23 protein-coding genes and 1 pseudogene are annotated in these 26,372 nt (G+C 63.5%); 14 read left to right on the top strand and 10 right to left on the bottom strand.

Going from position 1 to position 26,372, the window contains the following annotated elements; all coding sequences use genetic code 11:
* Positions 1-14 precede the first annotated feature (14 nt).
* The 4 genes from NKJ73_RS18660 to NKJ73_RS18675 all read left to right on the top strand — a co-directional run bounded on the left by NKJ73_RS18660 (position 15) and on the right by NKJ73_RS18675 (position 3,854).
* Positions 15-818, top strand: coding sequence for a rhomboid family intramembrane serine protease (locus NKJ73_RS18660; RefSeq protein ID WP_352570548.1), 804 nt, complete (start codon positions 15-17; stop codon positions 816-818).
* A 208-nt stretch (positions 819-1,026) separates the two neighbouring features.
* Positions 1,027-1,776, top strand: a complete 750-nt coding sequence (locus tag NKJ73_RS18665; RefSeq protein WP_023677947.1) for an electron transfer flavoprotein subunit beta/FixA family protein — start codon at positions 1,027-1,029, stop codon at positions 1,774-1,776.
* Between the two features lie 155 nt (positions 1,777-1,931).
* Entirely contained in the window at positions 1,932-2,861 is a 930-nt protein-coding gene (locus tag NKJ73_RS18670; protein WP_023677946.1) for an electron transfer flavoprotein subunit alpha/FixB family protein, read from the top strand.
* 114 nt (positions 2,862-2,975) lie between these two features.
* Complete coding sequence (locus NKJ73_RS18675) at positions 2,976-3,854, top strand: 3-hydroxybutyryl-CoA dehydrogenase (RefSeq protein WP_352570549.1); 879 nt, start codon at positions 2,976-2,978, stop codon at positions 3,852-3,854.
* An 8-nt stretch (positions 3,855-3,862) separates the two neighbouring features.
* Here the strand turns inward: NKJ73_RS18675 and NKJ73_RS18680 are convergent, their stop codons facing one another.
* Together NKJ73_RS18680 and NKJ73_RS18685 are read right to left on the bottom strand one after the other, a co-directional pair.
* On the bottom strand, positions 3,863-4,501 hold the full coding sequence (locus tag NKJ73_RS18680) for an NrsF family protein (RefSeq protein ID WP_352570550.1): 639 nt from the start codon (positions 4,499-4,501) through the stop codon (positions 3,863-3,865).
* Between the two features lies 1 nt (position 4,502).
* Positions 4,503-5,045 carry a sigma-70 family RNA polymerase sigma factor gene (locus NKJ73_RS18685; protein ID WP_352570551.1) on the bottom strand — a complete coding sequence of 181 codons (543 nt, stop codon included), beginning with the start codon at positions 5,043-5,045 and terminating at the stop codon, positions 4,503-4,505.
* A gap of 202 nt (positions 5,046-5,247) precedes the next feature.
* Between NKJ73_RS18685 and NKJ73_RS18690 the strand changes: the two genes are divergently transcribed.
* From NKJ73_RS18690 to NKJ73_RS18700, 3 genes are all read left to right on the top strand, one after another.
* Positions 5,248-6,255 (top strand): iron ABC transporter substrate-binding protein, encoded by a 1,008-nt coding sequence (locus tag NKJ73_RS18690; protein ID WP_352570634.1) that lies wholly within the window; start codon positions 5,248-5,250, stop codon positions 6,253-6,255.
* 169 nt (positions 6,256-6,424) lie between these two features.
* Positions 6,425-8,008, top strand: a complete 1,584-nt coding sequence (locus NKJ73_RS18695) for an ABC transporter permease (protein ID WP_352570552.1) — start codon at positions 6,425-6,427, stop codon at positions 8,006-8,008.
* On the top strand, positions 8,005-9,087 hold the full coding sequence (locus tag NKJ73_RS18700; protein WP_352570553.1) for an ABC transporter ATP-binding protein: 1,083 nt from the start codon (positions 8,005-8,007) through the stop codon (positions 9,085-9,087). The genes NKJ73_RS18695 and NKJ73_RS18700 overlap by 4 nt, the downstream gene beginning before the upstream one ends.
* Before the next feature lie 22 nt (positions 9,088-9,109).
* Here the strand turns inward: NKJ73_RS18700 and ugpC are convergent, their stop codons facing one another.
* The 4 genes from ugpC to ugpB all read right to left on the bottom strand — a co-directional run bounded on the left by ugpC (position 9,110) and on the right by ugpB (position 13,318).
* Positions 9,110-10,177, bottom strand: a complete 1,068-nt coding sequence (ugpC, locus tag NKJ73_RS18705) for a sn-glycerol-3-phosphate ABC transporter ATP-binding protein UgpC (protein WP_352452447.1) — start codon at positions 10,175-10,177, stop codon at positions 9,110-9,112.
* A gap of 7 nt (positions 10,178-10,184) precedes the next feature.
* Complete coding sequence (gene ugpE / locus NKJ73_RS18710) at positions 10,185-11,033, bottom strand: sn-glycerol-3-phosphate ABC transporter permease UgpE (protein ID WP_352570555.1); 849 nt, start codon at positions 11,031-11,033, stop codon at positions 10,185-10,187.
* A gap of 8 nt (positions 11,034-11,041) precedes the next feature.
* On the bottom strand, positions 11,042-11,926 hold the full coding sequence (gene ugpA / locus NKJ73_RS18715) for a sn-glycerol-3-phosphate ABC transporter permease UgpA (RefSeq protein WP_352570635.1): 885 nt from the start codon (positions 11,924-11,926) through the stop codon (positions 11,042-11,044).
* Between the two features lie 81 nt (positions 11,927-12,007).
* Positions 12,008-13,318 carry a sn-glycerol-3-phosphate ABC transporter substrate-binding protein UgpB gene (gene ugpB / locus NKJ73_RS18720; protein ID WP_352570556.1) on the bottom strand — a complete coding sequence of 437 codons (1,311 nt, stop codon included), beginning with the start codon at positions 13,316-13,318 and terminating at the stop codon, positions 12,008-12,010.
* A gap of 298 nt (positions 13,319-13,616) precedes the next feature.
* Here ugpB and NKJ73_RS18725 point away from each other — a divergent pair.
* Positions 13,617-16,048: pseudogene (locus NKJ73_RS18725) on the top strand (bifunctional diguanylate cyclase/phosphodiesterase).
* A gap of 2 nt (positions 16,049-16,050) precedes the next feature.
* Here the strand turns inward: NKJ73_RS18725 and tlpA are convergent.
* Positions 16,051-16,734, bottom strand: coding sequence for a thiol:disulfide interchange protein TlpA (tlpA, locus tag NKJ73_RS18730; protein ID WP_023677933.1), 684 nt, complete (start codon positions 16,732-16,734; stop codon positions 16,051-16,053).
* A gap of 35 nt (positions 16,735-16,769) precedes the next feature.
* Here tlpA and argH point away from each other — a divergent pair, with 35 nt between their 5' ends.
* The 3 genes from argH (at position 16,770) to lysA (ending at position 19,732) form a co-directional block, all read left to right on the top strand.
* Positions 16,770-18,170: an argininosuccinate lyase gene (gene argH, locus NKJ73_RS18735; RefSeq protein WP_352570557.1), complete on the top strand. Its 1,401-nt coding sequence runs from the start codon at positions 16,770-16,772 to the stop codon at positions 18,168-18,170.
* Between the two features lie 71 nt (positions 18,171-18,241).
* On the top strand, positions 18,242-18,448 hold the full coding sequence (locus NKJ73_RS18740) for a hypothetical protein (protein WP_023677931.1): 207 nt from the start codon (positions 18,242-18,244) through the stop codon (positions 18,446-18,448).
* Between the two features lie 15 nt (positions 18,449-18,463).
* Positions 18,464-19,732 (top strand): diaminopimelate decarboxylase, encoded by a 1,269-nt coding sequence (gene lysA, locus NKJ73_RS18745; RefSeq protein WP_352570558.1) that lies wholly within the window; start codon positions 18,464-18,466, stop codon positions 19,730-19,732.
* 10 nt (positions 19,733-19,742) lie between these two features.
* On the opposite strand, the gene NKJ73_RS18750 is transcribed toward lysA, so the two are convergent.
* Positions 19,743-20,045: an ArsR/SmtB family transcription factor gene (locus tag NKJ73_RS18750; protein WP_352570559.1), complete on the bottom strand. Its 303-nt coding sequence runs from the start codon at positions 20,043-20,045 to the stop codon at positions 19,743-19,745.
* 63 nt (positions 20,046-20,108) lie between these two features.
* Here NKJ73_RS18750 and NKJ73_RS18755 point away from each other — a divergent pair, with 63 nt between their 5' ends.
* Positions 20,109-21,050, top strand: coding sequence for a threonine/serine dehydratase (locus NKJ73_RS18755; protein ID WP_352570560.1), 942 nt, complete (start codon positions 20,109-20,111; stop codon positions 21,048-21,050).
* Positions 21,051-21,262: 212 nt separating this feature from the next.
* Entirely contained in the window at positions 21,263-23,878 is a 2,616-nt protein-coding gene (locus NKJ73_RS18760) for a TIGR02302 family protein (RefSeq protein WP_352570561.1), read from the top strand.
* Between the two features lie 72 nt (positions 23,879-23,950).
* Here the strand turns inward: NKJ73_RS18760 and NKJ73_RS18765 are convergent, their stop codons facing one another.
* Positions 23,951-24,808: a LysR substrate-binding domain-containing protein gene (locus NKJ73_RS18765; protein WP_023677927.1), complete on the bottom strand. Its 858-nt coding sequence runs from the start codon at positions 24,806-24,808 to the stop codon at positions 23,951-23,953.
* Positions 24,809-25,031: 223 nt separating this feature from the next.
* On the opposite strand from NKJ73_RS18765, the gene NKJ73_RS18770 reads away from it, so the two are divergent.
* The gene (locus tag NKJ73_RS18770; protein ID WP_352570562.1) at positions 25,032-25,982 is read left to right on the top strand and encodes a DMT family transporter; all 951 of its coding nucleotides are present in this window, start codon (positions 25,032-25,034) and stop codon (positions 25,980-25,982) included.
* Between the two features lie 18 nt (positions 25,983-26,000).
* Here NKJ73_RS18770 and NKJ73_RS18775 read toward each other — a convergent pair whose 3' ends face one another.
* On the bottom strand, positions 26,001-26,372 hold the full coding sequence (locus NKJ73_RS18775; RefSeq protein ID WP_352570563.1) for a response regulator: 372 nt from the start codon (positions 26,370-26,372) through the stop codon (positions 26,001-26,003).

Consider the following 26,372-nt stretch of genomic DNA (forward strand, 5'->3'; position numbering starts at 1 on the left):
GCGGGAGAGGCCCGATGTTCATCCCGCTTTACGACACCAACCGGCTGCGGCACATCAAGCTGCAATATGTGACGATCAGCCTGATCGCGCTCAACGTGCTGATCTACTTTGTCACCACACTGGGCGGCGAGGATTTCGCCAACGCCGCGGTGCTGGGCCTCGGTTTCATCCCGTCGGTTGTGCATGACAGCGTCGAGCTCGCTCCGCAATTTGTCGTCATTCCGGAGAGCCTGAGCTATCTGACCTATTCCTTCCTGCACGCGGATATCTTCCACCTCGGCGGCAACATGCTGTTCCTGTGGGTGTTCGGCGACAATGTCGAGGATGCACTCGGCCATGTCCGCTACCTCGTCTTCTACCTGCTTTGCGCCATCGCCGGCGCTTTCTTCCAGGGTCTGGTTGCCTGGGATTCGCCGGTGCCGCTGATTGGCGCGTCGGGCGCCATCGCCGGTGTGGTCGCCGCCTATCTGATCCTTTATCCGCGGGTGAAGGTATGGGTGCTGGTCTTCGCGCGCATCCCGTTGCGCATCCCGGCCTTCATCCCGCTGATCCTGTGGATCCTGTTCCAGATCTTCATGTTCGCCCAGGGGGGCGAGGATCAGGTTTCCTGGGCCTGCCATATCGGCGGCATCATCGCTGGAGCCGTGCTGGTGCTTGTCTTGCGCAGCCGCGGCGTACCGCTACTCGCCGGCGCAGACGAGGAGCCGGCCGTGGTCGCCGGTCCGGTGCCCGTAGCCGTGGAGCCGGCGCCAAGCGACCCACAACCTGCGCAGCCGGCGCCGCGCTGGGGCCGGGGGACCGTTTCCGGTCCGGACTGAACCGATTTGAGTGCTTCGCCGAGGATCCGAGTGCGCCCCGGATATTGACGCGCGGGGTCGCCGCAACTACGGAAGCGCCACCCTACTGGCGTGGCGAAGACCAGAATTCCGTCCGGAATGTCGGCTTTCGACAACTCTGAAGAGGTGCACGCTGCTATAGCGCGCCCGACGAGCGTGAAGAGACTATCGTGAAAGAGGTGACAGGCAAATGAAGATCCTTGTGCCCGTGAAGCGGGTTGTGGATGCGAACGTCAAGGTCCGGGTTAAGGCGGACGGTTCGGCGGTGGAACTCGCCAACGTCAAGATGGCGATGAACCCGTTCGACGAGATCGCGGTCGAAGAGGCGATCCGGCTGAAGGAAGCTGGCAAGGCCGAAGAGATCATCGTCGTGTCGATCGGGCCGCAGCAGGCACAGGAGACCTTGCGCACGGCGCTCGCCATGGGCGCCGACCGCGCCATCCTGGTCAAGACCGACGAGCAGACTGAGCCGCTGGGCGTCGCCAAGGTGCTGAAGGGCGTCGTCGAGGCAGAACAGCCCGGCCTTGTCATTCTCGGCAAGCAGGCGATCGACGACGATTCCAACCAGACCGGCCAGATGCTGGCCGCACTTCTCGGCTGGGCGCAGGGCACCTTCGCCTCCAAGATCGTGCTCGACGGTGACAAGGCCACGGTGACGCGCGAGGTCGATGGCGGCCTGCAGACGCTGGAACTGAAGATGCCGGCGATCGTCACGGCCGATTTGCGGCTGAACCAGCCACGCTACGCGTCTCTGCCCAACATCATGAAGGCCAAGAAGAAGCCGCTCGACGAGAAGAGCCCTGCCGATTACGGCGCCGACGTCAAGCCGCGGCTTAAAGTGATCAAGACCGAGGAGCCGGGCGGCCGCAAGGCGGGCGTCAAGGTCAAGAGCGTCGCCGAACTGGTAGACAAGCTGAAGAACGAAGCCGGCGTGCTCTAAGGAAATCCGATGAGGCCGGCCTGCAAACGGCCGGTTTCTCCGCTTCCGGTGCTCACGTACTGAAGTACGCTCCGCTCCGGTTCTCGAAACCAACCGTTTTCGACTCGGCCTGACCGGATTTCAGGAGCCTCGAAGACGAAAGTCAGGAAAACATCATGGCTATTCTTCTGATTGCCGAACACGACAACGCTGCGCTTTCCGACCAGACCGCCAAGGCGCTTTCGGCGGCGCTGCAGATCGGTTCGGACGTGCATGTGCTGGTTGCCGGCAAAGGTGCCAAGCCGGCAGCGGATGCCGCCGCCAAGCTCAAGGGCGTCACCAAGGTGCTGCTCGCCGACGCCGACGAACTGACCGAGCGTCTCGCCGAACCGCTGGCGGCACTCGTCGTTTCGCTTGCTGAGCCATACGAGACGATCATCGCGCCGGCGACCTCGTCGGGCAAGAACGTCGCGCCCCGCGTGGCAGCGCTGCTCGATGTCGCCCAGATATCTGAAATCATCGAAGTCGTGTCGCCCGACACCTTCAAGCGGCCGATCTATGCCGGCAACGCCATCCAGACGGTGCAGTCCAGTGACGCCAAGAAGGTCATCACGGTGCGTACCGCTTCCTTCCAGGCAGCACCCGAGGGCGGTTCCGCGCCGGTCGAGACGGTCCAGGCGGCGGCCAATCCCGGCCTGTCGAGCTTTGTCGAGAACAAGCTCTCCGAGACCGACCGTCCGGAGCTGACCTCGGCCAAGATCATCATCTCGGGCGGCCGTGCGCTGGGCTCCTCCGAGAAGTTCCAGGAGGTCATCCTGCCGGTCGCCGACAAGCTCGGTGCGGCGGTTGGCGCATCTCGCGCCGCCGTCGATGCCGGCTATGCGCCGAACGACTGGCAGGTCGGCCAGACCGGCAAGGTGGTAGCGCCCGACCTTTATATTGCCGTCGGCATCTCCGGTGCCATCCAGCACCTTGCCGGCATGAAGGATTCGAAGGTGATCGTTGCCATCAACAAGGACGAGGAAGCGCCGATCTTCCAGGTCGCCGACTACGGTCTCGTCGGCGATCTCTTCGTCATTCTGCCGGAACTGCAAAAGGCGCTTTGACGCCTTCTGCCAAAGCGTATTAAATTCTGAGGGGTGGGGTAGACGAAGTCGCCCCGCCCTTTTAGTTTGCACTGCACAAAAAACGGGCCGCAAAGGCCTCGACGGGATCGGGTAATGAGCAAGATCGAGACGATCGGCATCATCGGCGCGGGCCAGATGGGTGGCGGCATCGCCCATGTGTCGGCGCTGGCGGGCTATAAGGTGCTGGTTTACGATATTTCGCCCGACCGCATCGAAAAGGGCATCGCTACGATCAGCGGCAACATGGCCCGTCAGGTCGGCTCCGGCAAACTCGAGGAAAAGCTGCGCAATGAGGCGATGGCGCGCATTTCGGCGGCACCGGTCATGGCCGACCTTGCGGGCGCCGATCTGGTGATCGAAGCAGCGACCGAGGACGAGACGGTCAAGCGCAAGATCTATGCCCAGCTCTGCCCGCAGCTCAACCCCGAGGCCATCCTGGCGACGAACACATCATCGATCTCGATCACACGGCTGGCTTCGCAGACCGACCGGCCGGAACGCTTCATCGGCATACATTTCATGAATCCGGTTCCGGTGATGAAACTGGTCGAACTGGTGCGCGGCATCGCCACCGAGGACCAGACCTTCGAGGCGGCAAAAACCTACGTGAAGCAGCTCGACAAGACGATCACCGTCTCGGAGGATTTCCCGGCCTTCATCGTCAACCGCATCCTGCTGCCGATGATCAACGAGGCGATCTACACGCTCTATGAAGGTGTCGGCTCGGTCGACGCCATCGATACCGCCATGAAGCTCGGCGCCAACCATCCGATGGGGCCGCTGCAGCTTGCCGATTTCATCGGGCTCGATACCTGCCTGTCGATCATGCAGGTGCTGCATGACGGGCTGTCGGATTCGAAATACCGCCCCTGCCCGCTGCTGGTCAAATATGTCGAGGCCGGCTGGCTCGGCCGCAAGACCGGGCGCGGCTTCTACGACTATCGCGGCGAGCATCCCGTTCCGACACGCTGATCGCCTCGCTACCAGCGCACATAAAGTCGTCCGCCGAGCGCCCCGAGCACGGCAAGGATGGCGACCGCGATCGTATACCAGGTGCCGACGAAAAGCGGCGAATCGTCGAAGCAATGCGCCGCATAGAAGGTCGCCGCCAGCCCGCCGGCAAGCAGGCCCGCGGCCGCACCGGCAAGCACCGGCCTTGTCGGCGCGCCATGGCGCAGCACCGCGAGAAAGACGGCAAGCGGGCCGATCCCGATCAACGGAATGAAGGTCATGCAGATGACCATGTTCGTGCCGACCAGGCGCGTGCCCCAGTCGGACGCAGGCACGGCGAAGAGTTCGAGAATCACAGCCACAATCACCAGCAGCGGCGCGGCGACCATCCAGCTCACCGCCCGGCCGGTCGATGCACCGGGCGTCGACAGCCCACGCACCAGGACAAAGGCGCTGGCGGCAAGAGCAATCGTGAAGACGAATTTGGACAGGAACCGCATCGTGTGCATGGCGATCGCAATGTCGGGGCGCGGGCCGATCGTCAGCCAGAAAACCGCGGCCGCGATCACGATGGCCGCGCCGGTGGCAAGCCACCAGGTGGTGCCTAGCGGCAGCGCCTTGCTGCGGGCATCGGCGTCGAGCGCCTTGATGAGATCTTCGGTCCTCATGTTATTCCCGCCCCGCCCTGAACCGTTTGGCAATGGCGGCAAGCCCGCGGTGCAGTGACACCCGCACAGCCGTCTCGCTGATGCCGAATTTGGCCGCGGTCTCACCGATTGACCGGCCTTCGACCGATACGGCCGAGACGACGGAACGCTGTGCCGGCGACAGGCTGTCGAGCGCCCGGTTGATGTCGCGCTCGCTCACCGTCTCCGATTCCGGCTCGGCAAAGGTCTCGGCGATTTCGTCGATCTCGATCTCGATCCGCCGACCGCGCCGCCGGAACGCATCGATCAGCTTGAAGCGGGCTATTGCATAGACCCAAGGCAGCACCGGCGCATCATGGCGCCAGGTGTGTCGTTTCACATGAATGGCCAGCAAGGTTTCCTGCACGACATCCTCGGGATCCACCCCGCCCTGCACGATCTTGCGCCGGGCAAAGCCACGAACGAGCGCGGCGATCCGGTGCAGAAAGTCGGCATAGGCCCTTTCGTCTCCGGCGATCGCGGCCCGCAGCAGGCGTGAAAGCTCGGCTTCGTCCTTGCCGCTCACAAGAGTTCACTCCCCGATATTCGCGTCTCGGCGCTGATTTGTTACGGGGCCGGCGAAATAATGTCCAAGGCAAATTAGCTGAGCATCACGAAAGTTTGCTCCTTTTGAGCGATTGAGTGGGCCAGCAATGTTGACTGCACCAGTCAGGTATTGGTAGGTGCAGCGTGCCAAGCCAAAGACCATCGAAATCGAGGACGACGCCATGAAATATGCTCTTTCCGCCCTTGCCGGTGCGACAGCACTTGCAATCAGCCTGATCGCCGGCCCGGCAATAGCAGAGGACGAGGGCATCGTCGTCTACAACGCCCAGCACGAAAACCTGACCAAGGCCTGGGCGGAGGGATTCACCAAGGAAACCGGCATCAAGGTTACCGTCCGCAATGGCGGCGACAGCGATTTCTCCAATCAGATCGTTGCGGAAGGCACCGCTTCGCCCGCCGATGTATTCCTGACGGAGAATTCGCCGGCCATGGCATTAGTCGAGGCGGCCGGCCTGTTCGCACCGGTCGGCACCGAGACGCTGGCCCAGGTTCCGCAGGAGTACCAGCCGGCGAGCGGCAAATGGGTCGGCGTCGCCGCGCGCAGCACCGTCTTTACCTACAACAAGACCAAGCTGAGCGCCGACCAGCTGCCCAAATCGCTGCTCGATCTCGCCGATCCGAGCTGGAAGGGCCGCTGGGCCGCTTCGCCCTCCGGCGCCGATTTCCAGGCGATCGTCAGCGCGCTTCTGCAGCTCAAGGGTGAGGCGGCGACGGCCGAATGGCTGAAGGCGATGAAGGAGAATTTTACCGCCTATAAGGGCAACAGCACGGTGATGAAGGCGGTCAATGCCGGCGAGGTCGAAGGCGGCGTGATCTATCACTATTACTACTACGGCGATCAGGCCAAGACCGGCGAGAACAGCAAGAACGTCGAGTTGCACTATTTCAAGCATCAGGATCCCGGTGCTTTCGTCTCGATTTCCGGCGGCGGCGTGCTGGCCTCGAGCAAGCACCCGAAGGAAGCGCAGGCTTTCCTGAAATGGGTCACCGGCAATGGCGGCCAGGACGTGCTGAAAACAGGCGATTCGTTCGAATACGCAGTCGGCAAGGGCGCCGAGTCCAATCCGAAGCTGGTGCCGCTGGCCGATCTGCAGGCGCCGAAAGTCGACCCGACGACGCTGAACTCGAAAAAGGTGACCGACCTGATGACGGCGGCCGGCTTGCTTTAGCCGGCGTTCGTCCTAAAAGGGCAACCGACTGCGCTCCTGTGGGAATTCGCTTTCCACAGGAGCGCTCTGTTTTCAAGATGGCATTTGCCTATGACCACAAGCTACCCGCGAGATTATCCGCCGCCGATCGTTTCCGCCTCCGGGCGGAGCTGGCGCAACGTCTGATCTGATGCAATCCGCGATCGATCTCGCACGCCCAGGCTTGCCGGCCGACGCCAAGGCCGTGCGGGCACGTCGTTGGTCGGTCTCATGGATTGCGTTGGCTGCCGTCTTTGTCTCGCTTTTCGCGCTGCTGCCGCTTGCCTTCATCGTCTGGGTGGCGGTGCAGACCGGCTGGGAAACGGTGGCGGCGCTGGTGTTCAGGCCGCGCGTCGGCGAACTTCTGGTCAACACCAGCCTGCTTGTGGTGTTGGCGGTGCCGATCTCGATCGTGCTGTCGGTCATGCTGGCCTGGCTGACCGAGCGCAGCGATCTGCCGGGTGCCCGCCTATGGGCCTGGCTGTCGGTGGCGCCGCTCGCCATTCCGGCCTTCGTCCACAGTTACGCCTGGGTCACCATGGTGCCCAGACTGCACGGCCTGTGGGCCGGCGTGCTTGTGTCGGTCATCGCCTATTTCCCCTTCCTTTATCTGCCGGTGGCGGCGGCATTGCGCCGGCTCGATCCCGCTCTCGAGGATGCAGCGGCAGCCCTTGGTCTCGGCCCGTGGCGTGTGTTCAGGCGTGTCGTGCTGCCGCAGCTCCGGCTCGCCATTTGCGGCGGCTCCCTGCTGGTCGGCCTGCATCTCCTGGCCGAATACGGGCTCTATGTCTTCATCCGCTTCGACACCTTCACCACCGCGATCGTCGACCAGTTTCAGTCGACCTTCAACGGTCCCGCCGCCAACATGCTGGCCGGCGTGCTGGTGACCTGCTGCCTTGTGCTGCTCGGGCTGGAGGTGCTGGTGCGCGGCGAGGAGCGCTATGCCCGCGTCGGTTCGGGTGCTGCGCGCCAGCAGCAGCGCACGGGCCTTGGGCGCGCCACCATTCCTTGCCTGCTGCTGCCTGCCATTACCACGCTGCTGGCGCTCGGCGTGCCGTTCGCCACTATCGGCCGCTGGCTCATGGCCGGCGGCGCCGATGTCTGGCGGCTCGACGAGATCGGCCTGGCGCTTGGCCAAACGCTGTTCCTAGCAATTGCCGGCGCGCTGCTCGCCACCGTCGCGGCAATGCCGATGGCGTGGATTTCGATCCGCGCGCCGGGGCGGCTGCAACGCGTCCTGGAGGGCTGCAACTATATCGTCGGCGCGTTGCCCGGCGTTGTCATCGCCCTGGCGCTGGTCACCATCGCCGTGCGTATCGCCATGCCGCTCTACCAGACCCTGTTCACCATCCTGGTCGCCTATGCGCTGATGTTCCTGCCGCGCGCCCTGATTAGCCTCAGGGCGTCGATCGCACAGGCGCCGGTCGAGCTCGAACGCGCCGCCTCCAGCCTCGGCCGGTCGCCGCTCAAGGCGCTGTGGTCGACGACCATCCGCCTGTCGGCGCCGGGCGCCGCAGCCGGCATGGCGTTGGTCGCGCTGGGTATCATGAACGAATTGACCGCAACCCAGATGCTGGCGCCCAACGGCACCCGCACGCTGGCCATGGCGTTCTGGTCCTATAGCGGCGAGATCGACTATGCGTCGGCGGCGCCTTATGCCCTGATCATGGTGGCGATGTCGCTGCCTTTGACCTGGTTGCTCTACGTCCAGTCGAAGCGGATGGCCGGGCGATGAGCTTTCTCGAGCTGAGCGGCATCCACAAGCACTACGGGCCGGTCGCAGCACTTGCCGGCGTCGACCTCAGCGTGGCCAGCGGCAGCCGTACGGCTGTCGTCGGGCCGTCCGGTTGCGGCAAGACCACCTTGCTGCGGCTGATCGCCGGCTTCGAGGCGCCGGACCAGGGCCGCATCGTGCTTGATGGCGAGGTGCTGGCCGAAGGCGACACGGCCGTGCCGGCGCATCGCCGCGGCATCGGGCTGGTGGCGCAGGACGGCGCTCTATTCCCGCATCTGAGCATCGCCGCCAATATCGGCTTCGGCATGGGGCGTCACGAGGAAAAGCGCAGTGAGCGCATCGCCGAGCTCGCCTATGTCGTCGGGCTGGACAAAGGTATCCTGAAGCGCCGTCCGCACGAACTCTCCGGTGGCCAGCAGCAGCGCGTCGCGCTCGCCCGCGCCATGGCCATGAAGCCGCGGCTGATGCTGCTCGACGAGCCGTTCTCGGCGCTCGACACCGGCCTGCGCGCCTCGATGCGCAAGGCCGTGGCCGAGCTCCTTGAAACCGCCGGCATCACCACCATCCTGGTCACCCACGACCAGGCCGAGGCGCTGTCATTCGCCAGCCAGGTCGCGGTGATGCGCGACGGCAAATTCTCGCAGGTCGGCACGCCGCGCGAGCTCTATTTCAAGCCGAAGGACAGGATGGTCGCCGAGTTCCTTGGCGACGCCATCGTCCTGCCGGCAAGGATCGCCGATGGCTTCGCCATCTCGCCGCTCGGCCGCATCGCTGTCGACAGCTCGGAGCGGCGCGACGTCGCCCGCATCATGCTGCGGCCGGAGCAGGTGTTGCTGAAACGCACATCGCGTGAAGGCATGTCCGGCACGCCGGACATGCTGTTCGGCGAGGTGACGGAATCGGAGTTCGCCGGCTCGATGTGCACCATCGCGGTGCGTCTGTTGAACAGCCCCGATCCGCCCGACGCCGCCGCCATCGGCAATACGCCGTTGATCCTGCGCAAGCCGGGCATGGACGCGCCGGCGATCGGCGAGATCGTCCGGCTGACCGTGTCGGGCAAGGCGCATGTGTTTGCCTGAACGGTTTTGCGCAAGGCCGACTTCAATCGACCCGTTTGCCCGCCTGATCGAACCAATGCAGCTTTTCGGACCTAGCCACGACGCGCAATTGGTCGCCTGGCTTGGCGCTGGCGCGGCCTGAGACGCGCACCACGATGCGGCTGCCGGCTGCCACGCAATGGAGAAAGCTTTCGGCACCGACCGGTTCGACCGCTTCCACTGTTGCCGGCAGCGCGAGCGCGCCGGCCGGCGCCTCTGCCGCGAAGGTGATATCGGCGTCCTCCGGACGAAAGCCTAGTGTCACTGCCTTGCCCTGTCGAGGCGCCAAGCCAATCACAGTACCGTCCGCCAATACCGAGCTTGGGGAGGCCCCTGTGAGCGCCAGCAGATTCATCGGCGGTGCGCCTATGAACGAAGCGACGAAGGTCGAGGCCGGTTTCTCGTACACATCAAGCGGCGCGCCGGTCTGCTCGACCAGGCCGGCGTTCATGACGACGAGGATGTCGGCCAGCGTCATCGCCTCAAGCTGGTCGTGCGTGACATAAACCGAGGTGACGCCAAGCGAGCGCTGCAGATTCTTGATCTCGATGCGCATCTGCCCGCGCAATTTCGCATCGAGGTTGGACAGCGGTTCGTCGAACAGGAAGACCTTCGGGTTGCGCACGATGGCGCGACCCATGGCGACGCGCTGGCGCTGACCGCCGGAAAGCTCGCGCGGGCGCCGGTCGAGCAGCGCCGAAAGCTCCAGCACCTTGGCAGTCGAGCGTACCCTGCTGTCGATCTCGTCATTCGGCGTGCCGCGGTTGCGCAGGCCATAGGCCATGTTGTCATAGACCTTCATATGTGGGTAGAGCGCGTAGTTCTGGAACACCATGGCGATGTCGCGCTCGGTCGGGCCAATGGCGTTGACCACCTTGCCGTCGATGGCGACTGTACCGGCAGAAATCGTCTCCAGCCCGGCGATCATCCTCAGCAGCGTAGACTTGCCGCAGCCGGAGGGGCCGACCAGCACGCAAAGCTCCTTGTCGGGAATGGCGATGGAAACGCCCTTCACGGCCTCGACGCCGCTGGGATAGATTTTCCTGACATCCTTCAGATCCACGGTCGCCATCGGCTTCTCACTTTTCGGATTCGACCAGACCGCGCACGAACCAGCGTTGCATCAGCACGACCACCAGGATCGGCGGCACGATGGCCAGCATTGCCGTGACCATCACCAGGTGCCATTGGGTGTCGGCATCGGCGAAGGAAACCATCTTTCTCAGCGCGATGACGATGGTATTCATGTCGTTGCTGTTGGTGACGAGCAGCGGCCAAAGATACTGCGTCCAGCCATAGATGAAGAGGATCACGAACAGCGCGGCGATGTTTGTCCGCGACAGCGGCACCAGAATATCGAAAAAGAAGCGCCATGGCCCGGCACCGTCGACACGCGCCGCCTCGACCAATTCGCCCGGTATGGTCATGAAGAACTGGCGAAACAGCAGCGTTGCGGTGGCTGAGGCGATCAGCGGGACGATCAGGCCGGCATAGGTGTCGATCATGCCGAGATCGACCATCACCTTGTAGGTCGGCAGGATGCGCACCTCGACTGGAAGCATCAAGGTGATGAAGATCAGCCAGAAGAAGGTCATGCGCAGCGGAAAGCGAAAGAACACGATCGCGTAGGCCGACAGGATCGAGATGAAGATCTTTCCCACCGCAACGCCGAGCGCCATGATCGTGGTGTTGAGGAGCAGCCTGCCGACGCTGACCCCGCCGATACGACCGATGCCGCCGAACAGCGCCTCGCTGTAATTGTTCCATAGCTGGCCGCCGGGCAAGAGCGGCAGGGGCGGCCTGAGGATCGTTTGCAGCGTGTGCGTCGAGGCAACGAAGGTGTAGTAGATCGGAAAAGCCACGATCAATATGCCGAGGATGAGCACGGCATGGGCGATGAAGGTGCGGAGCGGGGACTGGCCGATCATCGCTACCCTCAGCCGTAATGGACTTTGCGTTGCACATAGCGGAACTGGATCGCTGTGAGCGCAATGACGATGGCCATCAGGATGACCGACTGCGCCGCCGAATCGCCCAGGATCAGATTGACGAAGCCGTCATTGTAGACCTTGTAGACCAGCGTCTCGGTCGTCTTGCCCGGCCCGCCGCCGGTGACGGCATGAACGATGCCGAACGTGTCGAACAGGGCATAGACGGTGTTGACGACCAGCAGGAAAAAGGTTGTCGGCGCAAGCAGCGGGAAGACGATGGTCCAGAAGCGCTTGGTTTCGCCGGCGCCGTCCATGGCCGCCGCTTCGATCAGCGTTTTCGGCACCGCCTGCAGGCCGGCGACGAAGAACAGGAAGTTGTAGCTGATCTGCTTCCAGGCAGCAGCCGACACCAGCAGGATCATGGCGTGGGTGCCGTTGAGCAGCGGGTCCCATACGATGCCGAGGCTTCTCAGCAAATAGGCCAACGAGCCGATCGAGGGATTGAACAGGAAAAGCCAAAGCATGCCGGCAATCGCCGGCGCCACGGCGTAAGGCCATATCAGCAGTGTGCGGTAGAGGCCTTTGCCGCGCACGGCCTTCTCGGCCATGACCGCGAGCAGCAGGGCCACAACCATGGCAACGATCGCGGTCGCAAGAGAGAACACTACTGTGACCTTGATCGAGTTGAGGTAGGCCGGATCGGCCAGCACCTTCCGGAAATTGGCAAACCAGACGAACCTGCTCTTCAGCCCGAACGGGTCTTGCCTGAGCATCGACTGGTAAAGCGCCTGACCGGCCGGCCAGTAGAAGAAAACCAGGGTGATGGCGAGTTGTGGCGCCACCAGCAGGTAGGGCAGGATCTTGTTGGGAAAGACGACGCGTGGAGACAGGCTGATTTCCCTCGCTATCCAGGTATCGCCCACGCGAGCTCGCGTGGGCGATATTCCAACCGACTAACCGAGATAATCCCGTCAGTTCTCCAGCGCTTCCTTGATCGCCGCGTTGCCGCGCGCAACCGCATTGTCGAGTGCCTGCTGGGCGGTTTGCTGGCCGGCCAGCATCTTCTCCAGCTCCTCGTTCTGGATATCGCGCACCTGCGGCAGATTCGGCAGGCGCACGCCCTTCGAATTGTCGGTCGGCGACTTGCCGATCATCTGCAGGATGGGTGTCTCGCGGCCGGGGTTCTTGTCATAGAAGCCTGATTTCTTCGTCGCCTCATACGCGGCGAGCGTCACAGGCAGGTATCCCGACTTCTGGTGCAGATATTCCTGCACATCGGTCTTGGACAGATAGGCAAAGAAGGCGGCGACACCCTTGTATTCCTCGTCCGACTTGTTGCCGAACACCCAGAGGCTGGCACCGCCCGGCGTCGTGTTCTGCGGGGCACCCTTGGCGTCACTGTCGTAAGGAAGCTGGCCGATGCCATAGTTCATGCCGGACTTGACGATATCGCCGAGGCCGCCCGACGATTCGGTGAAGATGCCGCATTCGCCGGCGAGGAATATCTGCTTGGCTTCGGAGGTGCGTCCGCCATATTTGAATGTGCCGTCCTTGGCCAGGTCAGCGAGCGCCTGGAAGTGGTTGACGAAAATCGGCGCATTGATCTTGAGTTCGACATCACCGCCGGCCAGGCCATTCTGCTGGGTGGCCCAAGGCACGTCATTCCACCCCGCGAAATTCTCCAGGTGGATCCAGGTCAGCCAGGTCGAGGTATAGCCGCAAGGGGAGGCGCCGCTCGTCTTGATCTTCTTGGCAGCTTCCCACACCTCGTTCCACGTCTTGGGCGGATTGTTCACGTCGAGGCCTGCCTTCTGGAAGATGTCCTTGTTGTAGTAGAGGATCGGCGAGGAAGAGTTGTAGGGGAACGATAGCATGGTGCCGTCCGGCTTCGAATAATAGCCGACGATGCCGGGCAGATACTGGCTCTTGTCGAAAGTCATCCCGGCGCCGGTCATCACATCGGCCACCGGCTTTATCGCACCCTCGGCCGCCATCATCACGCCGGTGCCGACGTCGAACACCTGGAGGATATCGGGCGCTTGCCCGGCACGAAAGGCAGCGATGCCGGCATTCAGCGTCTCCGGATAGGTGCCCTTGAACACCGGAACGAGCTCATAGTCGCTCTGGCTGGCGTTGAAATCCTTGGAGATCTTGGCGACGACCTCGGCGTTGGCGCCGGTCATGGCGTGCCACCAGCTGATCTGCGTGACGGCGAAGGCGGAGGTGGTGGAAAGCAGGGTCACGGTCGCGGCGATACCGGCCGCAAAGCCGAAGAACTTCATGTTTCATCTCCCGTTTGTCATTGGCGAAAGGGGCACTTCCGCAAAGCCAATATGTGGCGCTGATGACAATCGGACAACGGTTTTATTGCGGATCAATGAACATCATTCCTTCCTAAAGTGCACTCGCTACCGAAACCGGGCGCCAGAAATCACATCACCGTCTTTTCGGCGCAGCGGCGCGTCGGTTTTCCCCCGAAAAGACCCGCCTCATGGCCCGCGGGTTAACCATTCGTTAAAATCTCCAAGAGCTAATCAGTCACACCTCCCCTGTTAGTTTTGGCAGACCGAGTGAACCAGGATGCTGACGGTCTATAATTGTATTGTAAGTCAGCACGATCCGAGACTGGTTGCGCTCGCCGCACTCGTCTGTGGAATTTCTTGCTTCTCAGCGGTTAATCTCCTTAAGCATGTCGGCCGATCGACCGAGCGAAACCGGCTTGTCTGGCTGATGATCGCCGCGGCCTCGACCGGGTTCGGCATATGGGCGACGCATTTCATCGCCATGACCGCGTTTACGCCGGGAATCCCGAACGCATACAATCCGGGATTATCCGCCTTTTCGCTTGCCGCCGCCGTTATCATGACCGCGCTTGGGATGTGGGTCGCCACCTTGCGCCGCGGCATCGACCATTTCCTCGTCGGTGGCGCCATTCTGGGCGGCGCCATCGCGACGATGCACTACATCGGCATGGCAGCTTTCGAGGTCGAAGGCCGGGTCGTATGGAACCTGCTCCTTGTCGCGATATCGCTTCTGGCCGGCGTGACCCTCGCGGCACTGGCGCTCCTTGTCGTCTTGCGCCGTCCGTCAGCGCTCGCGACTTTCGGCGGCGCCGCGCTTTTGACGCTGGCGATTTGCAGCTTGCATTTCATCGCGATGGCCGCGGTGTCGATCATTCCGGACTCCTCGATTGAAATATCCGAACATTCCATCGAGCCCATTTCCCAGGCCTTTGCCGCAGCGGTCGCCAGCCTGATAATCCTTGTGCTATCGGGTGCCGCGCTATGGATCGACCTGCGCTTTCGCCGCCAGAAGCTCGAGGCCGATCGCATGCACGATCTCGCCAATGCGGCGGTGGAAGGTCTGATCGTTTGCGATGGCACCCGCATTGTCAGCGCCAATGACAGTATGGCGAAGCTGACCGGAACAGCGACAGCCACCCTGAACACGATGCAATTCGGCGAGCTTTTCGACGGACAGAGCGCAGCCGATATGTCCGGCTTCGGCGAACAGGCGCAGGAAGCGAAGTTAAGAGGCAGCGACGGGGCGAGAATTCCTGTCGAGCTGATCGCCAGGAAAATAACCTACTGCGGCAGGCCTCATACGGTGCTTGCCGTTCGCGACATCCGTGAGCGCAAGAAGGCAGAACAAGAGATCCTCCGCCTCGCGCATTTCGATCCGCTTACCGGGCTTGCCAATCGGCGGAGCTTTTCTTCCCGGCTGGAAGCAGAATTCGCCTCGATGGATCGTGGCGGCAAGGATGGACATCTGGCGCTCCTGCTGCTTGACCTTGACCGGTTCAAGCAAGTCAACGACCTCTATGGCCACGGGCCGGCGATGCTATGCTGCAGAAGCTGGCGCACTGCATTTCCGGCATCCCGCGCCACGGACAGATGCTCGCGCGTCTCGGCGGCGATGAATTTGCCATCATAGCTCCGAACCTCCCCGACCCCCTGGCCGCAGGCCGGATAGCCGAGGACTTGCTGGCGGCGATCCGGGAGGAAAACAGGGTTTCGGTCGGCTCCGGCCTCGTCTCGGCCAGCATCGGCATCGCCTTCTTTCCGCTGGATGCCGAAGACCAGGCCGGCCTGATCAGCCATGCCGACACGGCACTCCATCGCGCCAAAACCGAAGGCAGGGACACTTATCGGTTTTTCGAGATAGCCATGGGCACCGCGGCCCGCGACAAGCGCGTGATGGAGCATGAATTGCGCCAGGCGATCGCCCGCAAGGAGTTCCACCTCGTCTATCAGCCGCAGAAGGAGATCCGCGGCGGCAGGATGATCGGCTTCGAAGCCCTGGTCCGTTGGCAGCACCCTGAGCGGGGTGACATTTCTCCGGCCGTTTTCATCCCCGTGGCCGAGGACAGTGGCGCTATCGCGCAGATAGGCGACTGGGTGCTGACGACGGCTTGTAACGATGCTGCTCGCTGGACAAACCCGCTGATGGTCGCCGTCAACGTCTCCGCCGTGCAACTTCACAATCCGAACTTCAGCCGCAAGGTGCACGACGCATTGACGAGATCCGGCCTGGCCCCCGGCAGGCTCGAACTGGAGATCACCGAAACGGCCCTGGTGAAGGACATGCCGCGCGCGCTGGCAACCTTGAGGCAGGTCAAGGCGCTTGGCGTGCATGTGGCGATGGACGATTTTGGCACCGGCTATTCTTCGCTGTCCAACCTCAGCGCCTTTCCCTTCGACAAGATCAAGATCGACGGGTCGTTCATCAAATCGGTCGACAAGAACGCCCAGTTCGCGGCGATCGTTCGCGCCGTGCTGGGGCTTGGACGCGGTCTCGGCCTACCGGTTCTGGCAGAAGGTATCGAGACGCCGGGTGAATTGCAGTTCCTGGACGCCGAGGCTTGCGAGATCGGGCAAGGCTACTACCTCGGCAAACCGGCTCCGATCGAGACATTCGGGGAACTGACGGGCGTGGCCTCTCCGGCAATCCGCACCGCCAGCCGACGCGGCGCAAGCATTGCCGTGCTCAAGCCGCGCCTGCGCACGGTCTGAGCCTATCCCGGCTGAAGCGCCGCCTCGACCAGACGCTTGGCATCCGGCCCCGACCATTCGGCCGGGCCATTCATATGGGCGATCAGGCAGCCTTGCCCATCGATCAGCATGGTGACCGGCAGACCGAGCGCCAGGCCGCGCGTCTTGACGTCGTTGAACAGCGCCATCGTGGCATCGCGATAGTAGCCGAGCGACTTGACGCCGGTGTCCTCCAGGAACTTCTTCGGTTTGGCATCGTCGCCGGCATCGACGTTGACGGCAACAACCTGAAACGCATCGCTGCCCATCTCCTTCTGCAGCGCATCGAGCGCCGGCATTTCGGCGCGGCAAGGTGCGCACCATGTCGCCCACAGATTGAGCAGCACCGTCTTGCCGGCATGATCGGCGATCGTCGTCGGCTTGCCGTCGGGGCCGTTGAAGGCAAGGCTTTTCAGCGATTGCGGCGGATCCGCCGGCAAAAGCGCGGCAACTTGGCCGGTGGCAGCGGCGGCGATCTTCTTGGCACGGTCGGTCTTGGCGGCGCAGGCGACGTCGTCCTTGCCGCCGCCGGCGGCCACTTGCGCGGGCGCCTTGTTGCCAGAACTGCTTTCCCTGACATATACCGCGACCGCGCCGGCCAGCACGCCCGCAACCAAAGCGGCGAGGATGAGACGCAAAGCCGGGAAAAATCTATTGCCGTCTGCCATTTTGCAAAAACTGCTCCGGAGCACGGGTTATAGCGATGAACGACAAGAAGGCCAGCAACCAGATGTGGGGCGGACGTTTTGCCTCGGGTCCGGCCGCAATCATGGAAGCGATCAACGCGTCGATCTCGTTCGACCGCAAACTCTATGCGCAGGATATTCGCGGCTCGATCGCCCATAGCCAGATGCTGGCGCAAACGGGCATTATTTCGGCGGCCGATCAAGAAAAAATCGCTCACGGGCTGAACACGATCCTGGCAGAGATCGAGGCCGGCACCTTCGAGTTCTCGACCAGGCTGGAAGACATCCACATGAATGTCGAGGCCCGTCTGGCCGATTTGATCGGCCCCGCCGCCGGCCGCCTGCATACCGCCCGCTCGCGCAACGACCAGGTGGCGGTCGACCTCAGGCTGTGGGTCAAGGACGAATGCTTTCGTGTCGCCGAGGCGCTGAAGGGCCTGATCACGGCGTTCCTGGATCGGGCCGAGGAGCATGCGGCAACGGTGATGCCGGGCTTCACCCACATGCAGGCGGCGCAGCCGGTGACCTTCGGCCACCACTGCATGGCTTATGTCGAGATGTTTGCACGCGACCTGTCGCGCGTCCGCGATGCGATTGAGCGGATGGATGAAAGCCCGCTCGGCGCCGCCGCCCTTGCCGGCACCAGCTTTTCCATCGACCGGCACCAGACGGCGAAGGCGCTTGGCTTCCGCGAGCCGATGCGCAATTCGCTCGACAGTGTTTCGGACCGCGATTTCGCGCTCGAGTTCCTGGGCTTGGCGGCGATCTGCGCGACGCATCTGTCGCGGCTGGCCGAAGAGATCATCATCTGGTCGACGCCGCAATTCGGCTTCGTCAGGCTATCGGATAGTTTCTCGACGGGTTCGTCGATCATGCCGCAGAAGAAGAACCCGGACGCTGCCGAACTGGTGCGCGGCAAGACCGGCCGCGTCACCGGCCATCTCGTCGGCCTGCTGACGGTGATGAAGGGCATGCCGCTGACCTATGGCAAGGACATGCAGGAAGACAAGGAATCCGTCTTCGACGCGGCCGAGACGCTCGACCTGATGCTGGCGGCAATGACCGGCATGGTGCGCGACATGATGGTGAACACTGCTGCGATGAAAAAGGCGGCCGGCGCCGGCTATTCGACTGCGACCGACCTCGCCGACTGGCTGGTGCGCACGCTCGGCCTGCCGTTCCGCGAGGCGCACCATATCACTGGCCGGGCGGTGGCGCTGGCCGAGGACAGGAAGATCGGGCTCGACAGGCTTTCGCTGGAGGATCTGCAGTCCATTCACCCCGGTATCAGCGCCGACGTGTTTTCGGTTCTTGCCGTGCAGAATTCTGTAAAGAGCCGCACGAGCTTCGGCGGCACCGCGCCGTCCGAGGTGCGCAAGCAGATCCGCTACTGGAAAAAGCGGCTCGCCAAGGCGTAAGACGCGGGGTGCAATGGCCGCAAAACTCGGCTAGAAGCGGCTGCGGGCAACAGTTTCGGACGGATGGCACGATGACCGGAAGCAGGATTTTGGTGACGCTGACGCTGCTGGCGGCAATGGCCACCGTTGCGGCCTGCGGCAGGAAGGCTGCGCTCGACACGCCGTACGCGGCAGCCGTGCAGGCCCGCAAGGACGCCGAGAAGGCCAAGCAACCTTTGCCGCCGGAGCCGGAAAAACCTGTCGAGGACAAGAAATTCATCCTCGACCCGCTGCTCTGATTTCGGACCAATCTCGTGAACCATTTCGACTACCGCGACGGCGCGCTGCATGCCGAGGACGTGGCGATATCAGACATCGCCGCCAGCGTCGGCACGCCGTTCTACTGTTATTCGACGGCGACGCTGACCAGGCATTTTCGCGTCTTCACCGAGGCCTTTGCCGGGCTCGATGCTCTCGTCTGCTATGCCATGAAGGCGAATTCCAACCAGGCCGTGCTGAGGGTGCTGGCAAGGCTCGGCGCCGGCGCCGACGTGGTCTCGGAGGGCGAATTGCGCCGCGCTTTGGCGGCCGGCATCCCGGCAAGCAAGATCTTGTTTTCGGGCGTCGGCAAGACCGCGCGCGAAATGGATTTCGCACTCTCGGCCGGCATTCTCTGCTTCAACGTCGAATCCGAACCGGAGCTGGAGCTGCTGTCGGCCCGCGCCACCGCGCTGGGCAAGGTCGCGCCGATCTCGCTGCGCATCAATCCGGATGTCGACGCCAGGACGCACAAGAAGATTTCGACTGGGAAGGCCGAGAACAAGTTCGGCATTCCGTGGCAGCATGCGCGGAAGGTCTATGCGCGCGCGGCTGAGCTGCCGGGCATCAAGGTCACGGGCATAGACACCCATATCGGCAGCCAGATCACCGAATTGCAGCCCTTCGACGACGCCTTTGCGCTGCTGGTGGAACTGGTCGACGCCTTGCGCTCCGACGGTCATGCCATCGAGCACATCGATGTCGGCGGCGGCCTTGGCATTCCCTACCGCGTCGACAACAACCCGCCGCCTTTGCCCGATGCCTATGCCCGGATCGTCAGGAAGCATGTTGCCAAACTTGGGCTGAAAGTGATGTTCGAGCCAGGCCGGCTGATCGTCGGCAATGCCGGCATCCTGGTCTCGCAGGTGATCTTCGTGAAGGAGGGCGACGCCAAGAACTTCCTCGTCGTAGACGCCGCGATGAACGACCTGATCCGGCCGACGCTTTACGACGCTTTCCACGACATCAGGCCGGTGGCGCAGCAGCCGGCCGCTGCACCACGCATGAAGGTCGACGTCGTCGGCCCGGTTTGCGAGACCGGCGACTATCTCGGGCTCGACCGTGACCTACCCCGGCTGAAATCCGGCGACCTGATCGCTGTCTCCACCGCCGGCGCCTATGGCGCCGTTCAGGCCGGCACCTACAATACCAGGCTGCTGGTACCGGAAGTGCTGGTCGACGGCGACCGCTTCCACGTTGTGCGCCCGCGCCAGACCTATGACGAGCTGATCGGACTGGACTCGGTGCCGGACTGGTTGGAGTAGAACTCTGCAGCTACAGCCGGTGCTGAATGAGCGCCCTGGTCTCGGCGATTCTGTCCTCATTCCGGCGATAGAATATCCACTGCTTGATGCGCTTGCTGCGCAAAAGCCCTGCCTGGGTGAGCACGCGCATATGCTCGCTGAGCGTTGCCTGGGTGATCCCCAGCTTTTCCGCGATCAGCAGCGCGCAGACGCCGTCCTCGACCAGATCGCCGTCCGCCTGCGGCGGAAAATGCGCGCGCGGGTCCTTCAGCCAATCGAGGATCTGGAGCCTGCGCTCGTTGGCGATTGCTTTGAAGACATCGACCTGTTGCATTTAGGCACTTTGCCAAGTTACTAAGTAATGTCAACTCTGAATGTCAACTCTGGGAGTGAAAGCATGCTGCACGGCCACACGATCACACGCGAGCGCATTGCGGCGATAGAACCCCGCATCCGGCCCTTCGTGCGCCACACGCCGGTGCTACGCGTCGACATGGCCGATTTCGGCCGCCCGCCTCTGCCTGTCGACCTGAAGCTTGAGTGCTTGCAGCATTCCGGCTCGTTCAAGGCGCGTGGTGCGTTCACCAATCTCCTCGAACGGCCGGTTCCTGCGGCCGGCGTCGTCGCCGCGTCGGGCGGCAATCACGGCGCCGCCGTCGCCTATGCCGCCATGCGACTCGGCCACAAGGCGACCATCTTTGTTCCCGAAGTGAGCCCGCAGGCCAAGCTGGACCGCATCCGCGGCTACGGCGCCGAGCTGATCGTCGGCGGCGCCCGTTATGCCGAGGCGCTGGCCGCCAGCGAGAGCTTCGCCGAAAAATCCGGCGCGCTGCAGATCCACGCCTTCAACCAGGAGGAGACGCTGGTCGGGCAAGGCACGCTCGGCCTCGAGATCGAGGCCGACCTGCCGAAGCTCGACACCCTGCTGGTCGCCGTCGGCGGCGGCGGGCTGATCGGCGGCATCGCTGCCTGGTTTTCCGGCCGCATCAGGATAATCGCGGTCGAGCCGGAGGGTGCGCCGACGCTTCATCGCGCCTTCGAGGCGGGCCGACCCGTCGACGCGCCGGCTGAGGGCATCGCCGCCGATTCGCTCGCGCCAAAGCGTGTCGGCGAAATGATGTTTCCTATCGCCGAGGCATTCGTCGAGCGCTCGATCCTGGTCGGCGACGACGACATTATCGCCGCCCAGGCGGCGCTGTGGGACCGCGTGCGAATCATCTCCGAGCCGGGCGGTGCGGCCGCCTTCGCGGCGCTCCTGTCCGGCCGCTACGCACCGGCTGCAGGCGAGCGCGTTGCCGTACTGGTCTGCGGCGCAAACTCCAATCCGGCGAAATTCTGACAATATCCGGGGCATTATTGTTCACGTTTTGGGGAACCGCCTCGCCTTCGCCGTGTTTGTTGGTATCCTTGGGGCGATGTGCATCCGCTTGGACGCACGAAGTACGCGCTAAGATTTTAGGTCTTCGCATCGTGCTTCCCGAAAATCGACTTTTCGGGCCCATGCGATAGACTCGTGAGGCCTGGGCTATCCCGCCGGGCCAGGAAGGGCCGATGACACAACGACCCATTTTCACCAGCGATCGCAGTCTGGCCAGGCGCCTTGCCTTGAGCCGGCTGGGGACGCAGGTCTCGATAATCGTCGAACGCGGCTGGCCATTGCTGCTGCCACTGATCATTGTCGCCAGCCTGTTCCTCAGCATTTCGTGGCTCGGCCTGTTCCCATTTTTGCCCGATCTGGCGCGGATCGGTCTTATCACGGCGTTCGGCGTCGCAGCGCTTGCCGCACTCTATCCACTGCGTTTCTTCCGCACGCCATCCAGTGCCGAGGTCGACCGCCGCATCGAGTCGGCCAACCGATTGCTGCACAGCCCGGTGCAGGTCCAGACCGATCGCCCGAGCGGCAAGGAAAGCATTTTTTCGCAAGCCCTGTGGCGCGAGCATCAGCGGCGCATGGCGGACCGGCTGGGCGAGCTTGGCGGCGACGTGCCGCGCACACGCGTGCCGGAACGCGACCCGTGGGCGCTGCGCGCCGTTGCCGCGCTTTTGTTGGTCACTGCCTTTGCCTTCTCCTTCGGGCCATCGGGCGGCAGGCTGAGCGACGGTTTTGTTGCCCGTGCCGCCCGCGACATCGTGCCGCCGCGCATTGATGCCTGGGTGACGCCGCCGGCCTATACCGGCAGGCCGCCGGTATTCCTGAACGCCCCGGTCCTGGCCAACAACGCCACTCAAGCGCCGCCGACCTTCACGGTTCCGGAGGGCAGCGATGTGTCGCTGCGCGTCACCGGCGGTTCGGGCGAGGAAACGCTGAGCTACGCCGACACCGGCGGCAACACCCGCGCCATCGATCCGACCGGGCCGCAAGCCGCCAGGACTGAGGCAAGTCCGGCAACGCCTTCCACCGTGCGCCAGTTCAGCGGCAAGTTAACGGCCGACGGCACGCTGACGCTGCAGTCCAGCGACGGCGAGCTCGGCCGCTGGGCCTTCGCCATAATTCCCGACAAGCCGCCGCAGATCCGCTTTGTCGGCGAGCCGAAGCGCGCCGTCAACGGCGCCTTCGAACTCAACTACCAGATCGACGACGACTATGGCGCGGCCTCCGCCAAGGCGGTTTTCGCATTGGCCGATCCGCAAGTGCCCAACGCGCATCCGCTCTATGGCCCGCCGGAAATGCCGCTGACGTTGCCGCGCCGCGGCGGCAAGGCCAATGCCGCTAAGACGACGAAGGACCTGACCGACCATGTCTGGGCAGGTGGCAACATCAAGCTGTCGCTTGTCGCCACCGACGGTGCCGGACACACGGCGACCAGCGAAACCAAGACGCTGGTGATGCCGGAGCGGCCATTCTCCAACCCGTTGGCGCGGGCTGTGGTCGAGCAGCGCCGCATACTGGCGCTCGACGCCTATGCCAAGGACCGCGTGATCGACCTGATGGATGCAATCACGCTCAGGCCGGAAGACACGTTCGACAACATGGCGCACTACCTCGCCATCATGAGCGCCCGCACCCGGCTGAAGATGGCAGACAGCGACGACCAGTTGCGCGACGAGGTCGCTTACCTCTGGGCGATCGCGCTCGGCATCGAGGAAGGCAATCTGTCGGCGGCCGAGAAGCGGCTGCGCCAGGCGCAACAGGCGCTGCAGGATGCGATCAAGAACGGCGCCAGCGACCAAGAGATCGAGAAGGCGATGAAGGAACTGCGCGAGGCGATGAACCAGTTCCTGCAGGAATTCGCGGCGCGAGCGCAGCAGAATCCGAATGCGCCACAGATGCAGCAGAACGGTCAGGAACTGCGCCAGAGCGACATCGACCGCATGATGGACCAGATCGAGAACCTGGCGAAATCCGGCAATCGCGACCAGGCGCAGCAATTGCTGTCCGAGTTGCAGGACATGATGAACAATCTGCAGGCAGGCCGCCAGCAGCAAGGCGGCCAGCAAGACAGCGAGATGCGCCAGCAGATGGACAAGCTGGGCGAGATCATGCGGCGCCAGCAGGAGATGATGAACGACACTTTCCGTATGGACCAGATGCAGCGCGGCCAGCAACAGCGCGGGCAGAACCGCGACGAGCAGCTCGGCGAGAACGGTGAGCCAGGCCCGATGGGCGAAGAGGGCAAACCCGGCCCGGGTGACGACCGCGATCCGCTCGGCCGGCCGAAGCCGATGACGCCGCAGGAATTTGCTGATGCGCTGAAGCAACTGCAGGAAGGCCAGGGCAAGCTGCAGGGCGAGCTCGATCAATTGAGGAAGAGCCTCGAAGGCATGGGCCTCGACCCCAATGAGGGGTTTGGCGAGGCCGGCAAATCCATGGGCAATGCCGAACAGGCGCTCGGCGAGGGCGAAGGCGATCAGGCCGTCGGTCACCAGGGCCGCGCATTGGAAGCCTTGCGCAGGGGCGCCAAGGACATGATGAAGCAACTGCAGGCGATGCAAGGCGACCAGGGCGGCAACGGGCAGGGCGGACGCCAGCAGAATGCCGACCGTGACCCGCTCGGGCGGCCCCGCACCAGCGAGGGTCCCGATGACGGAAGTTCGGTGAGAGTGCCTGACGAGATCGATGTGCAGCGTGCCCGCCAGATCCTCGAAGCGATCCGCAAGCGGCTCGGCAACGCACTCAGCCCCGATATCGAGCGCAGCTATCTGGAGCGGTTGCTGGAGCTGAAGTAAGGCTGCCCCCCAATATTCGGAAGATCGCCGTGCGGTCCGTGGAGGCCGCCACCGCCGGACTGAGCGGCACTTTTAACGGTTGGTGAACGCCTCGCGGATCGCCTCTTCCATGCCGTCGATGGCCTCGCCGGAAGCGTTCGGATTGCGCCGCAGCACCACGTTCGAGGAATCGATGTCGCCGAACCCGTCGGCGGCCGTAAGCTCGCGGCAGCCGGCCGGGATGTTGCTGCGCGAGATCGGCGCAATCGCCAACCCGGAGGTGACGGCGAGCCGCAGGCCGCCATTGGTATCGCTGGTGTAGGCGACACGATAGGCGAGACCGCGCTGTTCCAGCGACTTTATAGCGAAATCCTTGCACCAACCGGCACGGTTGTAGAGCGCGATCGGCACCGGCCGCTCCTCATGCATGTGATGCAGCTCCGACGTCACCCATACGGTCGGGTCATGCATCAGCACCTCACCGCCGGACAGATCCTGCCATTCGAACACCACCGCCAGATCGAGCTCGCCGGCAGCGAGCGCCGCGATCTGCGCACCGGAATGCGCGTAGCGGACGGTGATGTCGACCTGAGGATGGCGCTTGGCAAAGGCGCCGAGTGCCCGCGACAGGATCGCGTGGCCATATTCCTCCGGGATACCGATGCGCACCGGCCCGCCAAGCGGCGCCGCGACCATCGATGCCGCCGTCTCGTCGAGCAGTGAAACGATGCGCCTGGCGTTGGCTATGAGTTCGCCGCCGCGCTGCGTCAACGCTACACCGCGCGACCCGCGCTCGAACAGGCTGTCGCCGATCATGCCTTCGAGCCTCTTCATCTGCATCGAGACCGCCGACTGGGTGCGGCCGGCCCGCTCCGCCGCTTTGGTGAAATTGCCGGTGTCGGCGACCGCCACGAAGGTGCGCAACAGGTCGCTGTCGAGATTGGGTCGCATGTGCCCGCCATAAGAAAATCTGATTGCTGGCATCATTCCAATTCGTTTGCAACATGTCAAACGGCGGACGATAGTCGCCTTACCCATTGGATATGCGGCCGGGAAATCGGCTGCGGACCAATCAAAAGTCCTCACTCGTACCCGCTGCCCGAAACGGTGGCGGGTTCTTTTTACCCGGATGCAGGCCTGCTTTCGGCCGCGCACGCGGGAGACAGGAGCGCCTATGCAGAATCGGCTTGTGCTCGGCATCCTCAGCCTCTGTCTCGGCGTGCTGGTCTTTTCGCTGCAGGACCCGCTGGTCAAGGCGGTGTCGAGCCACTATCCGGTCACCGAGGTGATGGCGATCCGCTCGATCGTCGCCCTGCCGATCCTGGTTTTCCTTGTCCACGCCGATGTCGGATTCCAGGCGATCCTGTCGAAGCGGTTCGGCATGCTGACGATGCGCGCCTTCATCCAGTTCACCTCCTACACGGCCTACTACCTGGCAATCGCCGCCCTGCCGCTGGCTGACGCGGTGGCGCTCTATTTCATGGCGCCGCTGTTCATCATGGCGTTGGCCGGCCCCTATCTCGGCGAACGCGTGTCCTGGCAGGCGCTCGCCACCGTCCTGGTCGGCATGCTCGGCGTGCTGGTGATGATGCGCCCGGGCGCCGGCTTGTTCGACTGGGCAGCGCTGCTGTCGCTAGGTTCGGCTTTGCTCTACGGTTTCTCGCAGCTGATGGCACGCAAGATCGGCGACACCGAATCCTCGACTGTCATGGCTTTCTATCAGAACGGCGCCTATCTGGTCGGCGCCGCCTTGGCGGCGGCATTGTTTTGGCTGGCAGGCATTGACCACGCCGTGCATCCGAGCCTCGAATTCCTCGTCCGGCCATGGGTCTGGCCGGCGACGCCGGATCTCCTCAAGATGGGGGCATGCGGCTTCGTTGCCTCGGCCGGCATGATCCTGTTGTCGCAGGCCTACCGGCTGGCGCCCGCCAACAGCGTCGCCACCTTCGAATACACCGGTATCATCTGGTCGCCGCTATGGGGTTTTCTGTTCTTTGCCGAAGTGCCGCGACCAGCGACGGCGGCGGGCGCAGCCCTCATCATCGGCGCCGGCCTGTTTGCGCTCAATGCCAGCCGGCGCCTGAGCGGCGCGCCAGCCATTACGGCGACCTGCGACCCTGCCTGAGGCGGTCGGCCTTGGGCTTTAGGCGAAGCAGGCGAGCGCCTGTTCGACGCGGGCGCGGATTTCAGCCAGCGTGAACGGCTTTTGCACGACGTCGAGAATAATGCCGTCCAATTCCTCGGCGCGCTCGCGCTGGTCGGCATAGCCGGTCATCAGCATGATCTTCATCGCCGGGAACAGCGCCGCTGCCGCCTTGGCCATCTCGATGCCGTCCATCTCCGGCATGCGGATGTCGGACAGCACAAGGTCGTAGCTCCCTTGCGCCGTCCGGATCAGAGAAAGGCCATGTGCGCCGTCCGCGGCAACAGTGACATTATGCCCGGCGCGTTCGAGCGCGCGAGCGGCGAGAGTGCGGACGGATTCATCGTCCTCGACGATCAGGAGCTTTGCCAT

The organism is Mesorhizobium sp. M0074 (assembly GCF_040322975.1).
GTDB lineage: Bacteria > Pseudomonadota > Alphaproteobacteria > Rhizobiales > Rhizobiaceae > Mesorhizobium.